We start from the raw sequence: 12290 nt of genomic DNA on the forward strand, positions 1-12290 counted from the left end.
TTCCTTTGAACATCGGAATTACGGGTGGCGCTGGCTTCATCGGTGCTGCACTTGCAACTCGTTTGCGTACTAGTGGTCATACCGTATCGATCATCGATGCCTTCACCGATTATTATGCAAGCGACTTGAAACGCGAACGGGCAGCGGAGCTGACACGACTCGGCGTAAACATCTGTGAAGCAGATGTCCACGTCGGACTCGATGCCTGGTGTTCATCCGGTCAATTCGATGCCTTGTTCCATCTTGCTGCTTTACCTGGCGTTCCCGGATCTTTACGTGAGCCGCATCGCTACATCAAAGAAGATATCGATATGACGGTGACCGTCCTCGAAGCGGCAAAACAACATCAGATTCAGCAAGTCTTGTTTGCCTCTTCTTCTTCGGTTTACGGGGAGCAGACAGGTGCGTTGAGCGAACAGCAGGCAACCGGTCAAGTCGTCAGTCCATACGCCGCGGCGAAGTATAGTGCCGAGACGTTCTGTAATGCCTATCAAAACCTGTATGGATTACAGGTTACGATCTTCCGCTTCTTTACGGTCTACGGACCATCCGGACGCCCGGATATGGCGCTTTACCGCTTCATCGAACAAGCGCTTCGTGGTCAAGAACTTGTCGTGTTCGGTGACCCGGTACGCGACTTCACGTACATCGATGACATTACACGCGGGATGGAACAAGCACTTCAAGCGCGCGCAATCGGGACTTATAATTTAGGGGCGAATCGACCGGAGTCGGTCCGAACGATTGCCAGGTCCCTCAGTGAGCGATACGGTGTTCCGGTAACGTTCACCGAGCAAAGAGAAGGAGATGTCTCGATGACATGGAGTAATACGGAAGCTGCACGACAAGCATTCGACTACACGCCCTCCGTTACCTTGAATGAAGGACTCGAGCGGATGATTACATGGCATCTCGGGCGCATGTAATCCGTACAACCGCAAGCGTCCTCTTGACGCTCGCGGTTGTTTTTTTATTAATTCGGTTCGTGCTCGAGTTACCTGTCCTCTATGATTACTTGCGCACCCTTTCACGCTCTTACTGGACGCTACTCGCAAGCTTGTTGTATGCAGGTGCTTTTTATGTCCGCGCTGTCGCCTGGCGCGTGGCTGATCAGCGGCAGGCACCCTTGCCAATCTATTTGACGAGCCTCTACCTCGGCCTTGCCGTCAATCACTTGTCACCCGTCAAACTCGGCGAAGGTATTCGCCTGCTGACGGCACGTGCCATCGCTAGTCCCTTAAAACGGACAACGGCAATCCTTGTCGCACAGCGCGGCATTGATTTGGTCGTCCTCGGACTCTTCGTCTCGCTCGGCTTGCTCGCGACGAAAACAGCTCTTCCTGCAGGTATCGCGATTGTGCTCGGTGTACTCGCCTTAGTCGTCGTCCGCCCTTTTTTACGGACGATGTACGCATTAATCGGGTATGGCACACTCGCTTGGTGTTTGGAAGCGGGCGCCGTTTACTGCTTATTCTTAGGCGTGAACGCTGTCCTTCCCTTCCCCCTCGTCTTAATCGCGATGAGTGCCGGTGTCTTGTCCGGAATTGCTCAATTCACCCCCGGTGGTCTCGGGACGTATGAGCTCGCGATGGGAACGGTTCTACAGACGGCAGGCGTCGACCATCCTTATGAACTTGCCTTGATGACGCACACGTTCAAATATGCGTTCGCCTTCATCGCACCTTTGTATTTTTTGGTCAGACATCACCGTAGTGTCACATTACTGTTTCGCCAATTCAAGAATCAACAGAAAGGAGGATCTTCATGAAAAGTGCTTCACGTTTTGAAAAAGTCGCAGCCCGTATGTGGAATCTATTGAATGAAGGAAAACCATTCACCCCGATTTTTACAGTCGGTGTCTTCCTCAGCTACTGCCTTTTGTTTCAACAGACACTGAGCGGTGCCGGCTTCGGATTTTTAGTGACGTTGCCTTTATTCGTACTGTACTGGAAATTTGATTTCCCGCTGTTCCTTCGTAATTATTTATGGATGCCCGTCATCGTCTGGTTGTTCCTCGAAGGAACGGATTCACGGCTCTTGCCCCTATTCGCTTACGGCGCAGGTCTTTATTTCTTCTTCACGATTTTCTTCTGGGGAACGATTTATTACCATTTACGGATTGGAACGGACTGGCTCAACTTCACACGTTTTTGGAAACTCGTCCTCAAGAACAGTGACTCGACGAGTGGTAACGCGCAAGAACAACTACCGAAAGTCGCACTCTTACTTGCCTACTGGCAAACAGCGTCAATCAATCCGACCTTTGACTGGTCGTACGTCTTGTTCCCTGCCGGATTGTTACTATTTGCTTGGATTCTCCACCATTATCTCTTCGACTGGAAACCGAAACTTCCGACTGAGCCGACAAAAGACGTCAGCTTGCCGACTTCAGACAAAGTCTACGTCTTGATTGTCGACGGGATGCGAAAAGACCGATACATGGCTGCGAACACTCCGTTTCTCGAGCGATTGCGTCAAGAAGGAACGGAATATACGAATATGGAGACCGTCTACCCGGCCCGGACAGTCGTCTGCTTCAGCTCGATGTTCACGGGAGCACGTCCGGAAGATCACGGAATTCATTCCAACATGGTTTGGAATACGACCGGTGTCAAAACGGATACCGTCTTCGACCGGTTGCGTGCCGTCAATAAATCCGGCAAGATTCTCGGGATTGCCCACCTCGTCGATGCGTTCGGTTCGACCGACGTCAGTACCGTGACAGCCGTCATGCATAATGATGTCGCCGACCGCAACATCATCGAACGGGCCAAGCAAATCGTTCACGAAGAAGATCCGGATTTGCTTGCAATTCAATTAATCGGAACGGATCAAACCGGTCATAGTCGCGGGACGCTCTACTCGGAATATATTCAAAAAATCGAGGAAGCCGATGCGCTACTCGCAGAGTTTTGTGAAGAACTCGATCGTCTCGGTAAGTTAGACGATGCGACACTGATCGTCATGGCCGATCATGGTCAAGCCGACGGGATCGGCGGGCATGGTCACCTCGACGAAGGAGAACGTTTCGTCCCATTTTGGATGTATGGCAAACACATTCATGCTGGTCGCAAGGTCGATACACACCGGCATATCCTGTCGCTTGGACCAACGATTACGAAGTTGCTTGGTGCCGATATCCCGCACGACAGTCGTGGCGTATTGTTGACGGAAGCTTTTAAGGAGGAACGCTCATGAAGAAAATCGTCGTCTTCCTTCCGGCTCACAATGAAGAAACCTCTCTCCCGCTCGTCTTAAAACGAATCCCGGATGAGATTGACGGAATCCCCGTCGAAACGATTGTCATCGATGATGGATCGACCGATGCTACATCGACCGTCGCAACCCTGAACGGTGCTCAAGTCTACCGGTTCGAACAAAATCGTGGTCTTGGCGCTGCGGTCCGCGAAGGATTGTATCGCGCTTATGACCATGGTGCGACCGTCGCCGTGATGATTGATGCGGACAACGAGTACCCGGCCGATCAAATTCCGGACGTCGTTCGACCGATCTTAGCGAACGATGCGGATTATGTCTTCGGATCACGATTCCTCGGGACGATTGACGGAATGCGCCTCTATCGCTATATTGGGAATCACGTCTTTACGTGGCTTCAATGTGTTTTACTGAAACGAAAAATTCATGACGGACAAAGCGGGATGCGTGCTTTCTCACGCGCTGCTTGTAAACACGCGGAAATCATCCACGATTACAACTACGCGCAAGTCTTGACGTTGAATCTCGTCCGTAAAGGATTCCGTCTGAAAGAAGTATCGATTCGTTACCGGGTACGTGAATCAGGAAAATCTTTTATCCGCTTGAACTATATTCAACGTGTGGTCCCTGCCATTTACAAAGAGTGGCGTCGACCAATCGTTGCACTACCGATTGAAGAACGTTTTGAACGAAAGGAGCATCTCGGATGATAAAACGTTTAGTCCTTCCGGTCGTTGTTTTCTTCTGTCTCCTCGCGACTCCTTTATCGGCGTTTGCTTACAGCTATGGTGACCCGGGCAAAGAAGCTTTTGCGGAAGCTTATAAACAATTTGAGGAACAGCTTGATCAAAAAGATTATGTACTTGCGAAGGAAACGATTGACGCGTATGATAAAGAATTTAAACTTTACTTCCCTGAAGCGAAGGAGAAAATTGATGCTGCGTTAGCGGAAGAAGACGCAGAGAATGCCAAACAGGCGTATCGCGTTGCCTTACGTCAAAACATCGAACGTCGTCTTCATTTTGCGGATGAGCAGTTCGAAGACTTCGGACAGGCGAAGCTGTTACTTGCGAAAGCACGCGGCACATATGATGTACTTGCTCCTTATGTCAAAGAAAGCACAGATGCAAAAACGTCCGATGCATTGTATACTGCGTTTGACGATGCACTTACTGCGCTCGGGAACCCCGGACTGTTCGGAGTCGGGAAAAAAGCGAGTGATAAAGAAACATTTGATCAAAACATTGCATTAATCGAAGATACAATTACACCACTATTCGTTTTACCCGGAGAAGAAAAAACCGGTTTATTTGAAGAAGAGGATTCGATTTTCGGACAATCCTTCGGAACAGATGAGATTTGGAAAACGATTGCGATTGGTCTTGTCATCGTTTTAATCGTCATCGTCATCATCGGTCAACGAAAAAAGAAACGTCAAAATCACTGATTAGGGAGGAAGGACGATGGATTTTCAAGCGTTTTTAATTACGCTTCGTGAATGTCTCGAAGCTGTCTTGATCGTCGGTTTGATTCTCGGCTATCTCGATCGACTCAACGCACCGCAATATAAAAAATGGGTCTATGCCGGAGTCGGACTTGCGCTGCTCGCGAGCCTCGGTGTCGCCTTTTTATTCCAAGTCGTCTTTACGAGTTTCGCAAGCTTCGGTAGCGACACGTACTTGCGTCTTGGTATCATGATGATCTCCGTCATCTTACTGACACACATGGTGCTCTGGATGGGGAAAGAGGCGAAAGAAAACCAACAGGCCTCGCAGGCAAAAGTCGCGGCGGCGGTCTCGACAGGCAGTGCCATCACGATGATCATCCATTCGTTCCTCGTCATCGTCCGAGAAGGCATCGAGACGGTTTTCTTCTTCGCTGCCATTTCCGGCGGTGAAATCGAGAAAGTCTTGACGAGTTATGGTGCCGTGTCTGGTCTCTTGCTCGCCTTAATCTTCGGTTACCTGTTCGTTTCCGGCACGATGAAGATTCCAGTCAAACGTTTCTTCCAAGTGACCGGCATCTTGATTCTGTTTATTGCTGCCGGCATGCTCGTCCAAACGATTGGACGTTTCCAAGACCTTGGACTGCTCGGAAGCCTGTTGACGAATGCCGATGGAACACCGGCAGCCTTGTATAACATCGTCGGGTTTATGCCGGAACACTACATCGACCAAATCCAATATTTGCGCGATACAGGCAATCCGACATTAATCAGCGGACAAATCGGTACGTTTATGGGTGCGATGTTCGGCTACAGCCATAATCCATCACTTGAGCAAGTGATCGCCTGGTGGGGCTACTTCGCGTTTGCCGGTTTCATGCTGATGCGTCAAAATCGAACACCAAAAGCAGCCAAAAAACTTCAGGAGGTTTCTTGACCGTTCGGAGCGATCGTCTACTTGGACGATCGCTTTTTTTCACGCTCTGTTTTGCCATCTCACTATTGCTGGGTGTTCATCTTTATCTGGTCATCCCGTTTGTCGCAAGCTACGACATCGCCAACTTTACGTTAGCGGTTGGACAGTATGATTTGGCGAATTTGCAGCCACATTTTCCGGGGTACCCGTTTTTCATCTTACTCGCGACAGGTCTCACACGACTCGGGCTTGAACCCGTCCGTGCGCTTGGCATCGTCTCGACGCTTGGCTTCACGAGCGGACTGATTCCGTTATATTTGCTGTTAAAACGTCAGTCGTTTGATACGGCACGTTTACTAGCTGCTTTCACTGTCATCTCGGTTGCTTCACTCGTCGTCATCTCTGCGACCGGGATGTCGGATGGTCTTGCACTTGGTGTCCTCTGTTGGTTCATGTGGAGTGTCGAACGTGCTCGGCACGGTCATTTCCGTCTTTTGCCGTACCTCTTATTCGGACTGTTGATGGCAACACGATTATCCTATGCGCCGTTCGGAATCGTGTTACTCTTTTTACTTTGGCAAACCCGAAAAGAATACTGGCAACTCCTGTCCGAACTGGCGACGTTACTCCTGGCACAACTTGCCTGGCTGTTACCGGTCGCCTTCTCGGTCGGGGGACCCGCGTCCTTCGCTCAATTGTCACTCAGTTTCGTGACGGGTCACTTTTCGGACTGGGGCGGTACGGCACAAACGGACGAAGCCTCGTTGATTGAACGACTTGGATTGACACTCAAACAAATCGTTTGGCATGGTTTAGGATTTACAAGTTGGCTCGGTCTTGCTTCAGGGCTATTCTTGTTCTGCCAACGAATCCGTCCGCTTCCTCTTTGGTGGAGCGTCACCGGTACTGGTTATTTCCTTTGGGTCTGGTTGGCCCAAAACATTGATAAACCACGCCATGTTTTACCTCTCGTCTTACTGCTCGTCTTCCTGCTTGTTCGCCATCTGTCAGTGCGTTGGCTCGTCCCATTTTTATGTATTCAATTGGTGATGGGAAGTATCGCCTTGTACCGCCAAGCGACAATTGAACCGGCAACTATCCAGTTGGCGGATGCCATTACCGGTTTACCGGCGTCAGCGACCATCTTTACGGATGAAGAAGACCGCCAGTTTTTGATGGCACGTCCTGACGCTACGATCGTTCCGATTGGATCTGTCAGCAAATGGCGGGCGGAGCCTAAATCAGCGGAAGTTTACCTGACCGGACGATTACTCAAACAGTTGCGGGTGGCAGATGTATCGATTGAAGTGACAGAGGTTTTCCGCTTTACGAGTGACCCCCGGTTTGAACCGGAGGATGCGGAGGCGCGGTTGTACCGGTTAAACTTGAATGAAGAAGCTCCGAGATAAAGATACTTTTTTCACTATTTTTTTCAGATGATTAGAAAATGATTGCTTCTTAACCTATTAGTTGAAGTAAACGTAAAAAATCACTCTTTTCCACGCGCTTTCCTCAGGCGAGACACAAGCCAGTTTTCCTGCCTCCATGAGGCAGAAAATCGGGTCTTGTTTGTCTCTGACAGCGCAAGTCGTCTTGCGCTTTTTCCTGTAGGAGTCGCGTGAAGCGAGTGATTTTTTGATTTCAGATTCCTGATGGATGGATTTTAACAGCTTAACAAAACGTCGTTGAGAAGCAGACAAGACGAAGACTCCTGCGGGAAAAGCGGAACAGGTGAGACCCCGTAAGTCGCGCAGGCGACGCGGAGGCTCACGTTTCGCCCGCGGAAAGCGAAGTCTTGTCTGCTTCTCAACAGTCATTCAGGACTTCATTTTCTATTCGCATACGGTCGTTCCATGTAATCAAATTGTCCGCCACTGATTTCAATCGTCTTGACCGGGACGAATCCAAGACGTCGATAGAGACGTTGCGCCCCAGCATTCGTCTGATCGGCATTTAACGCAAACGCGCGTAATCCACGCTTCTCTCCTTCGTCCGCTGCTGCCTGCAACAGCTCAGACCCGATTCCTCTTCCGCCGTATGCCGGATCGACCGACAATGTATCGAGATAAAAGACGTTTCCTTCCGTCTCTTGATCAATTTGTATCTCTTGACCTGTCCACGCGAGGAGCTGACGTTTAATCGGTTCATCCAACTGCGCTGCATCCACTCCCGCATATGCGATGACGATGCCGACGACGCGCCCATCGAGCTCCTTGACGAGAATGTTCTCGTGACTTAACCGGTTTCCCGTTTGCGTCACAAACAGCGCAAGCCGTTCCAAAATCAATTCCTTCTCCTGCGTTCCGGTCAGTGTCTCGGCAATTTCATGAATCGCCTGTTCAATCAATGGTGCGATTTGATCGGCGTCTTCCGCAGTCGCTTGTCTAATCATTGGGTAGCCCCCTTCTCGTTATCTCTTTTTATCCTAAAACAAAATCCCTCCTGATGTCAGGAAGGATTTTATTTATTTCAGTTGTGGCGCTGGTCTAACTACTGGTACAGTAACCGGTTCGCGTGTCATGACTGAGACGACGCGTCCCGCGATGGCAACTGCAAGTAACGTATAAAGCGTCAAACTGACTGGCAAGTAGACGAGTGAAATGACAAGAACAATTGCATCGAGACTAAATAAAATCGTCCCGATCGATAAACCTGTCACTTTGCTAAGGCCCATTGATAAAAGGTCGTCACCGCCGGTCGCAGCACCACTCTTCAACACAAGACCAAGTCCGTATCCCGTGATGATCCCACTCGCAATGGCGGCGATTAACGTTGCCGGCCAGGCCTGTTCCGGGAAATGGAACAAATCGAGCTGATGCCACATCTCATAAAAGAGCGATAGTGCACCTGCTGAGACAAGTGCCTCACTGACAAAGCGTTTTCCTTTAAAATAAAGTGCTCCAATAAAGAATGGAATGTCGAGCACGATCATCGAAATCGATGGATTGATATCAAAGAAATACCGTCCTAATAAAGATAACCCGATAAATCCGCCTTCTGCTAATCCAAACTGTTCATTCAAAGTATAGTAGCCGAACGCCATAAGTAACGTTCCTGCTAAGATGGTTGCGATTCGTTTCATGTTTTATTGTCCTCTCCCGTATCTTCCATGGGAGAGGTTTTATTGTTGCCGTTTGGGTATTCATCTATTTTCGCTCTCCCTGATTTTTTTAACCATTACTGTCTTGTTTACGTAAGACCAGCGATGCTAAAAATCAGGTAAGCTAAATAGATGATCGGTCCTCTCGGTATCCATCGGTTTCCACCCTTTCATTTAGTTCTCCATCTTATTATAACCCGAACTTCAGAAACTAAAACATTTTTACGGACTTTTAACAAAAACGTTATAAGTCATTACCTCTTTGTTCACAAATTCACAATCCAGACAAAACTATGCTCAATCATGAACAAACTACTTGAAACCGATATTGTGAAGTATTACACTAAGGTTATCAAATCGAATGTGATTAATATCACAATCAAACAAAAAGGGGACTTCACTCATGAAAGTAGCAGTCATCGGTTGTACACATGCAGGAACAGCAGCAGTCAAAGAGCTTACGGCAACGAACGAAAACCTTGAAATCACAGTCTATGAACGAAACGATAACGTCTCATTTCTCTCTTGCGGGATTGCCCTTCACGTCGGTGGTGTCGTTGAGCATGCCGAGTCACTCTTCTACTCTTCACCTGACGAGCTGGCTGACCTCGGAGCAACGATGCGCTTGAAACATGATGTCCTTGAAATCGATAGTACGAACCAAACGATTCTTGCGAAAAATCTTCTGACGGGTGAAACCGTTCACGATACGTACGACAAATTAATCATGACAACAGGTTCATGGCCAATCATTCCGATGTTACCGGGCATTGAACTGAATCAAATCGAACTTTGTAAAAACTACCACCATGCTCAAACCATCATCAAAAAAGCAACGGATGCCGAGCGGATTACAGTTGTCGGTGCCGGCTACATCGGTGCTGAACTCGTTGAAGCGTTTGAAGCATACGGAAAAGAAGTGACGTTCATCGACAGTGCCGACCGGATTTTAAATAAATACTTGGATCGTTCATTCACGGATATCATTGAAAGTGAATTGACAGATCGCGGCATTCAGCTCGAGTTGAACCAGACTGTTCAAAGCTTTACCGGCGTAGACGGCAACGTCACACAAGTTGTCACGGACAAAGGAACGTTCGAAACGGATCTCGTCATTCTTTGTGTCGGTTTCCGTCCGAGTACGGAGCTTTTAAAAGGACAAATCGATATGTTACCGAACGGTGCCATCATCGTCGACGACTATATGCGGACGAGTAATCCGAATATCTTTGCTGCCGGTGACAGCTGTGCCGTCTACTACAATCCGGCCCGGACACATGCCTATATTCCACTCGCGACGAATGCCGTCCGTATGGGAACGCTCGTCGGGAAAAACTTACTTGCCCCGACGATTCGTTACCAAGGGACGCAAGGGACGTCCGGTCTCCGGTTATATGACTTAAATATCGCGTCGACCGGCGTCACGGAAGATGCTGCTCCATTCTTTGGACTAGAAGTCATGAGTACGACCGTCACAGATGCGTATCGACCTGAATTTATGCCGACTGCAGAAGACGTCCAACTCAAACTTGTTTTTGAACAAAACTCTCATCGCGTCGTCGGTGCCCAAATTATTTCGAAGGTCGATTTGACGCAAGCGATGAATACGTTATCGGTCGCGATTCAAAATGAAATGACGCTTGAAGAACTGGCCTTCGTGGACTTCTTCTTCCAACCGCACTACAACAAACCGTGGAACTTACTGAATCAAGCAGCTCTACAAGGGATGAAAGAGCTGACAGCAGAACGCGTCTGATCGCTCATCCACCTTATCTTTAGTAAAAATCGGAGTTCACACCTGTGGACTCCGATTTTTTTATTCGCCCTTCGTTCGCATTCAGTTATTTGTTGCTATAGCCTTATCGAGTAGCCTTTTCGCTCTAATAAAAACTTCACTTGGTTAATAAGTTGACGTTTAAACGTGAAATGACAGGGAACATACTTCTTATGCAAATCAAACCACTACCTAGGAGGAATCAGTTCATGTCACAGTCTAAAAATCCACTTACACAACACTTCAACGATGATTTCCCAAAACAGTATCAGGAGCCACCGGCTGTCCAGGCAAAAATGGAACCCGTTCCGGATTGTGGAGAAGAAAGCTACAAAGGTTCAGGTAAACTAAAAGGTAAGAAAGCGTTGATTACAGGCGGTGATTCAGGAATCGGACGTGCTGCTGCGATTGCTTATGCCCGTGAAGGAGCAGATGTCTTCCTGAACTATCTCCCGGAAGAACAACAAGATGCAGAAGAAGTAAAAGCACTTGTCGAAGCAGCTGGTCAAAAAGCGTACTTACTCGCAGGTGATTTAAGTGACGAATCGTTCTGTCAGCAACTTGTCAAAGAGGCACATGATTCACTTGGCGGACTCGACATCCTTGCACTCGTCGCCGGAAAACAACAAGCTGTCGAGGACATCATGGATCTGTCAACAGAACAACTGCGGAAAACATATGAAATTAATGTCTTCTCGCTGTTTTGGGTCGTTAAAGCCGCTCTCCCACTTCTAAAAGAAGGCGCTTCAATCATCACGACAACTTCTGTTCAAGGATACAATCCGAGTGAGAACTTACTTGATTACGCCTCAACGAAATTTGCCATCAATGGATTCACACGCGGCCTCGCGAAACAAATTGCGCCAAAAGGCATCCGCGTTAATTCGGTCGCACCGGGTCCAATTTGGACACCACTTCAAATCTCAGGTGGTCAACCGAGCGAAAACATTCCGGAATTCGGACAAGAAACACCACTCAAACGAAGTGGTCAACCGGTCGAACTTTCGAGCGTCTATGTCTTCCTCGCGTCTGACGATGCCAGTTATGTCACGGCACAAATTTATGGTGTGACAGGCGGAATTGAACTTGCTTAATTGAATGCCAGAGTAAAAAGCGGTTTTGATGGCGACATCAAAACCGCTTTTTTTGGTATCAGTTGCTTCTCCCAGTCCGATTTAGTCTAATGAAGATATACATACCGTTAGGAGATGATTCATGTGACAGAAAAAGAAAAGATGATTCAAGGTCAGTTGTACTTAGCCGGGGATGCGGAGCTCGTGGCGGACCGGAAACGGGCGCAGATGCTTTGTCATCAATTCAACCAACTGAGCATCGAAGAGCTGCCCGACCGAAAATCTCTCCTGCAACAACTTTTCCGGACGGAACAAACGGATTTTTACATCGAACCGTCTTTTAAATGTGATTATGGCTACAACATCACGCTTGGTGCCCGGTTTTATGCTAATTACGATTGTGTGCTGCTCGACATTTGCCCGATTACGATCGGTGACAACTGTATGCTTGCTCCGGGCGTCCACATTTATACAGCGACGCATCCGCTAGATCCTGTCGAACGAAATAGTGGGTATGAATTCGGCAAACCCGTCGTCATCGGGGATAACGTCTGGATCGGCGGACGAGCTGTCATTAATCCCGGTGTGACGATTGGCGATAATGCGGTCATCGCTTCCGGGAGCGTCGTCGTTAAAGATGTCCCTGCGAATACGGTCGTGGGTGGAAATCCTGCTAAAATCCTCAAAACGATTTGATGTGGGAAACAGACTGAACCGGCGGCAAATGAAACTTTTTTTCTTAATTTGGCGTACACTAGAGACAGAAC

The 12290-nt window shown here is 48.5% G+C and carries 12 protein-coding genes and 1 pseudogene; 11 read left to right on the forward strand and 2 right to left on the reverse strand.

What is annotated here, in order from left to right; translation table 11 throughout:
- The first annotated feature begins 5 nt into the window (after positions 1-5).
- The 8 genes and pseudogenes from AC0VYQ_RS14410 (at position 6) to AC0VYQ_RS14445 (ending at position 7454) form a co-directional block, all read left to right on the forward strand.
- Positions 6-926 (forward strand): NAD-dependent epimerase/dehydratase family protein, encoded by a 921-nt coding sequence (locus tag AC0VYQ_RS14410; RefSeq protein WP_088838092.1) that lies wholly within the window; start codon positions 6-8, stop codon positions 924-926.
- Positions 905-1768 carry a lysylphosphatidylglycerol synthase domain-containing protein gene (locus AC0VYQ_RS14415; RefSeq protein WP_475403860.1) on the forward strand — a complete coding sequence of 288 codons (864 nt, stop codon included), beginning with the start codon at positions 905-907 and terminating at the stop codon, positions 1766-1768. The genes AC0VYQ_RS14410 and AC0VYQ_RS14415 overlap by 22 nt, the downstream gene beginning before the upstream one ends.
- Positions 1765-3198, forward strand: coding sequence for an alkaline phosphatase family protein (locus AC0VYQ_RS14420; RefSeq protein WP_475403861.1), 1434 nt, complete (start codon positions 1765-1767; stop codon positions 3196-3198). The genes AC0VYQ_RS14415 and AC0VYQ_RS14420 overlap by 4 nt, the downstream gene beginning before the upstream one ends.
- Positions 3195-3926, forward strand: coding sequence for a glycosyltransferase family 2 protein (locus AC0VYQ_RS14425; protein ID WP_475403862.1), 732 nt, complete (start codon positions 3195-3197; stop codon positions 3924-3926). Before AC0VYQ_RS14420 ends, AC0VYQ_RS14425 begins: the two co-directional genes overlap by 4 nt.
- A complete protein-coding gene (locus AC0VYQ_RS14430; RefSeq protein ID WP_475403863.1) occupies positions 3923-4663 on the forward strand; it encodes a hypothetical protein in 741 nt (246 codons plus the stop codon). The genes AC0VYQ_RS14425 and AC0VYQ_RS14430 overlap by 4 nt, the downstream gene beginning before the upstream one ends.
- 16 nt (positions 4664-4679) lie before the next feature.
- The gene (locus tag AC0VYQ_RS14435; RefSeq protein ID WP_088838100.1) at positions 4680-5597 is read left to right on the forward strand and encodes an FTR1 family iron permease; all 918 of its coding nucleotides are present in this window, start codon (positions 4680-4682) and stop codon (positions 5595-5597) included.
- Positions 5594-6985, forward strand: a complete 1392-nt coding sequence (locus AC0VYQ_RS14440; protein WP_475403864.1) for a hypothetical protein — start codon at positions 5594-5596, stop codon at positions 6983-6985. The genes AC0VYQ_RS14435 and AC0VYQ_RS14440 overlap by 4 nt, the downstream gene beginning before the upstream one ends.
- Positions 6986-7261: 276 nt before the next feature.
- Positions 7262-7454, forward strand: a pseudogene (locus AC0VYQ_RS14445) (hypothetical protein).
- On the opposite strand, the gene AC0VYQ_RS14450 reads toward AC0VYQ_RS14445, so the two are convergent.
- Complete coding sequence (locus AC0VYQ_RS14450) at positions 7402-7968, reverse strand: N-acetyltransferase family protein (RefSeq protein ID WP_475403865.1); 567 nt, start codon at positions 7966-7968, stop codon at positions 7402-7404. The pseudogene AC0VYQ_RS14445 and the gene AC0VYQ_RS14450 overlap by 53 nt on opposite strands.
- A 72-nt stretch (positions 7969-8040) precedes the next feature.
- A complete protein-coding gene (locus AC0VYQ_RS14455) occupies positions 8041-8658 on the reverse strand; it encodes a YitT family protein (RefSeq protein ID WP_088838108.1) in 618 nt (205 codons plus the stop codon).
- Between the two features lie 421 nt (positions 8659-9079).
- Here AC0VYQ_RS14455 and AC0VYQ_RS14460 point away from each other — a divergent pair, with 421 nt between their 5' ends.
- From AC0VYQ_RS14460 to AC0VYQ_RS14470, 3 genes are all read left to right on the forward strand, one after another.
- Complete coding sequence (locus AC0VYQ_RS14460; protein ID WP_214766414.1) at positions 9080-10432, forward strand: FAD-dependent oxidoreductase; 1353 nt, start codon at positions 9080-9082, stop codon at positions 10430-10432.
- Positions 10433-10659: 227 nt separating this feature from the next.
- Positions 10660-11544, forward strand: coding sequence for an SDR family oxidoreductase (locus tag AC0VYQ_RS14465; RefSeq protein WP_214893368.1), 885 nt, complete (start codon positions 10660-10662; stop codon positions 11542-11544).
- A gap of 123 nt (positions 11545-11667) precedes the next feature.
- A complete protein-coding gene (locus tag AC0VYQ_RS14470) occupies positions 11668-12219 on the forward strand; it encodes a maltose acetyltransferase domain-containing protein (RefSeq protein WP_088838113.1) in 552 nt (183 codons plus the stop codon).
- Positions 12220-12290: the final 71 nt, after the last annotated feature.

The sequence above is a fragment of the Exiguobacterium sp. QJM3NY_9 genome (assembly GCF_056173545.1).

Excerpts from the sequence above, each read along its gene's own strand:
- AC0VYQ_RS14455 (WP_088838108.1), bottom strand. The coding sequence starts at position 8,658 with ATGAAACGAATCGCAACCATCTTAGCAGGAACGTTACTTATGGCGTTC.
- AC0VYQ_RS14420 (WP_475403861.1), top strand. The coding sequence starts at position 1,765 with ATGAAAAGTGCTTCACGTTTTGAAAAAGTCGCAGCCCGTATGTGGAAT.
- AC0VYQ_RS14465 (WP_214893368.1), top strand. The coding sequence starts at position 10,660 with ATGTCACAGTCTAAAAATCCACTTACACAACACTTCAACGATGATTTC.
- AC0VYQ_RS14430 (WP_475403863.1), top strand. The coding sequence starts at position 3,923 with ATGATAAAACGTTTAGTCCTTCCGGTCGTTGTTTTCTTCTGTCTCCTC.
- AC0VYQ_RS14425 (WP_475403862.1), top strand. The coding sequence starts at position 3,195 with ATGAAGAAAATCGTCGTCTTCCTTCCGGCTCACAATGAAGAAACCTCT.
- AC0VYQ_RS14460 (WP_214766414.1), top strand. The coding sequence starts at position 9,080 with ATGAAAGTAGCAGTCATCGGTTGTACACATGCAGGAACAGCAGCAGTC.
- AC0VYQ_RS14450 (WP_475403865.1), bottom strand. The coding sequence starts at position 7,968 with ATGATTAGACAAGCGACTGCGGAAGACGCCGATCAAATCGCACCATTG.
- AC0VYQ_RS14415 (WP_475403860.1), top strand. The coding sequence starts at position 905 with ATGGCATCTCGGGCGCATGTAATCCGTACAACCGCAAGCGTCCTCTTG.
- AC0VYQ_RS14435 (WP_088838100.1), top strand. The coding sequence starts at position 4,680 with ATGGATTTTCAAGCGTTTTTAATTACGCTTCGTGAATGTCTCGAAGCT.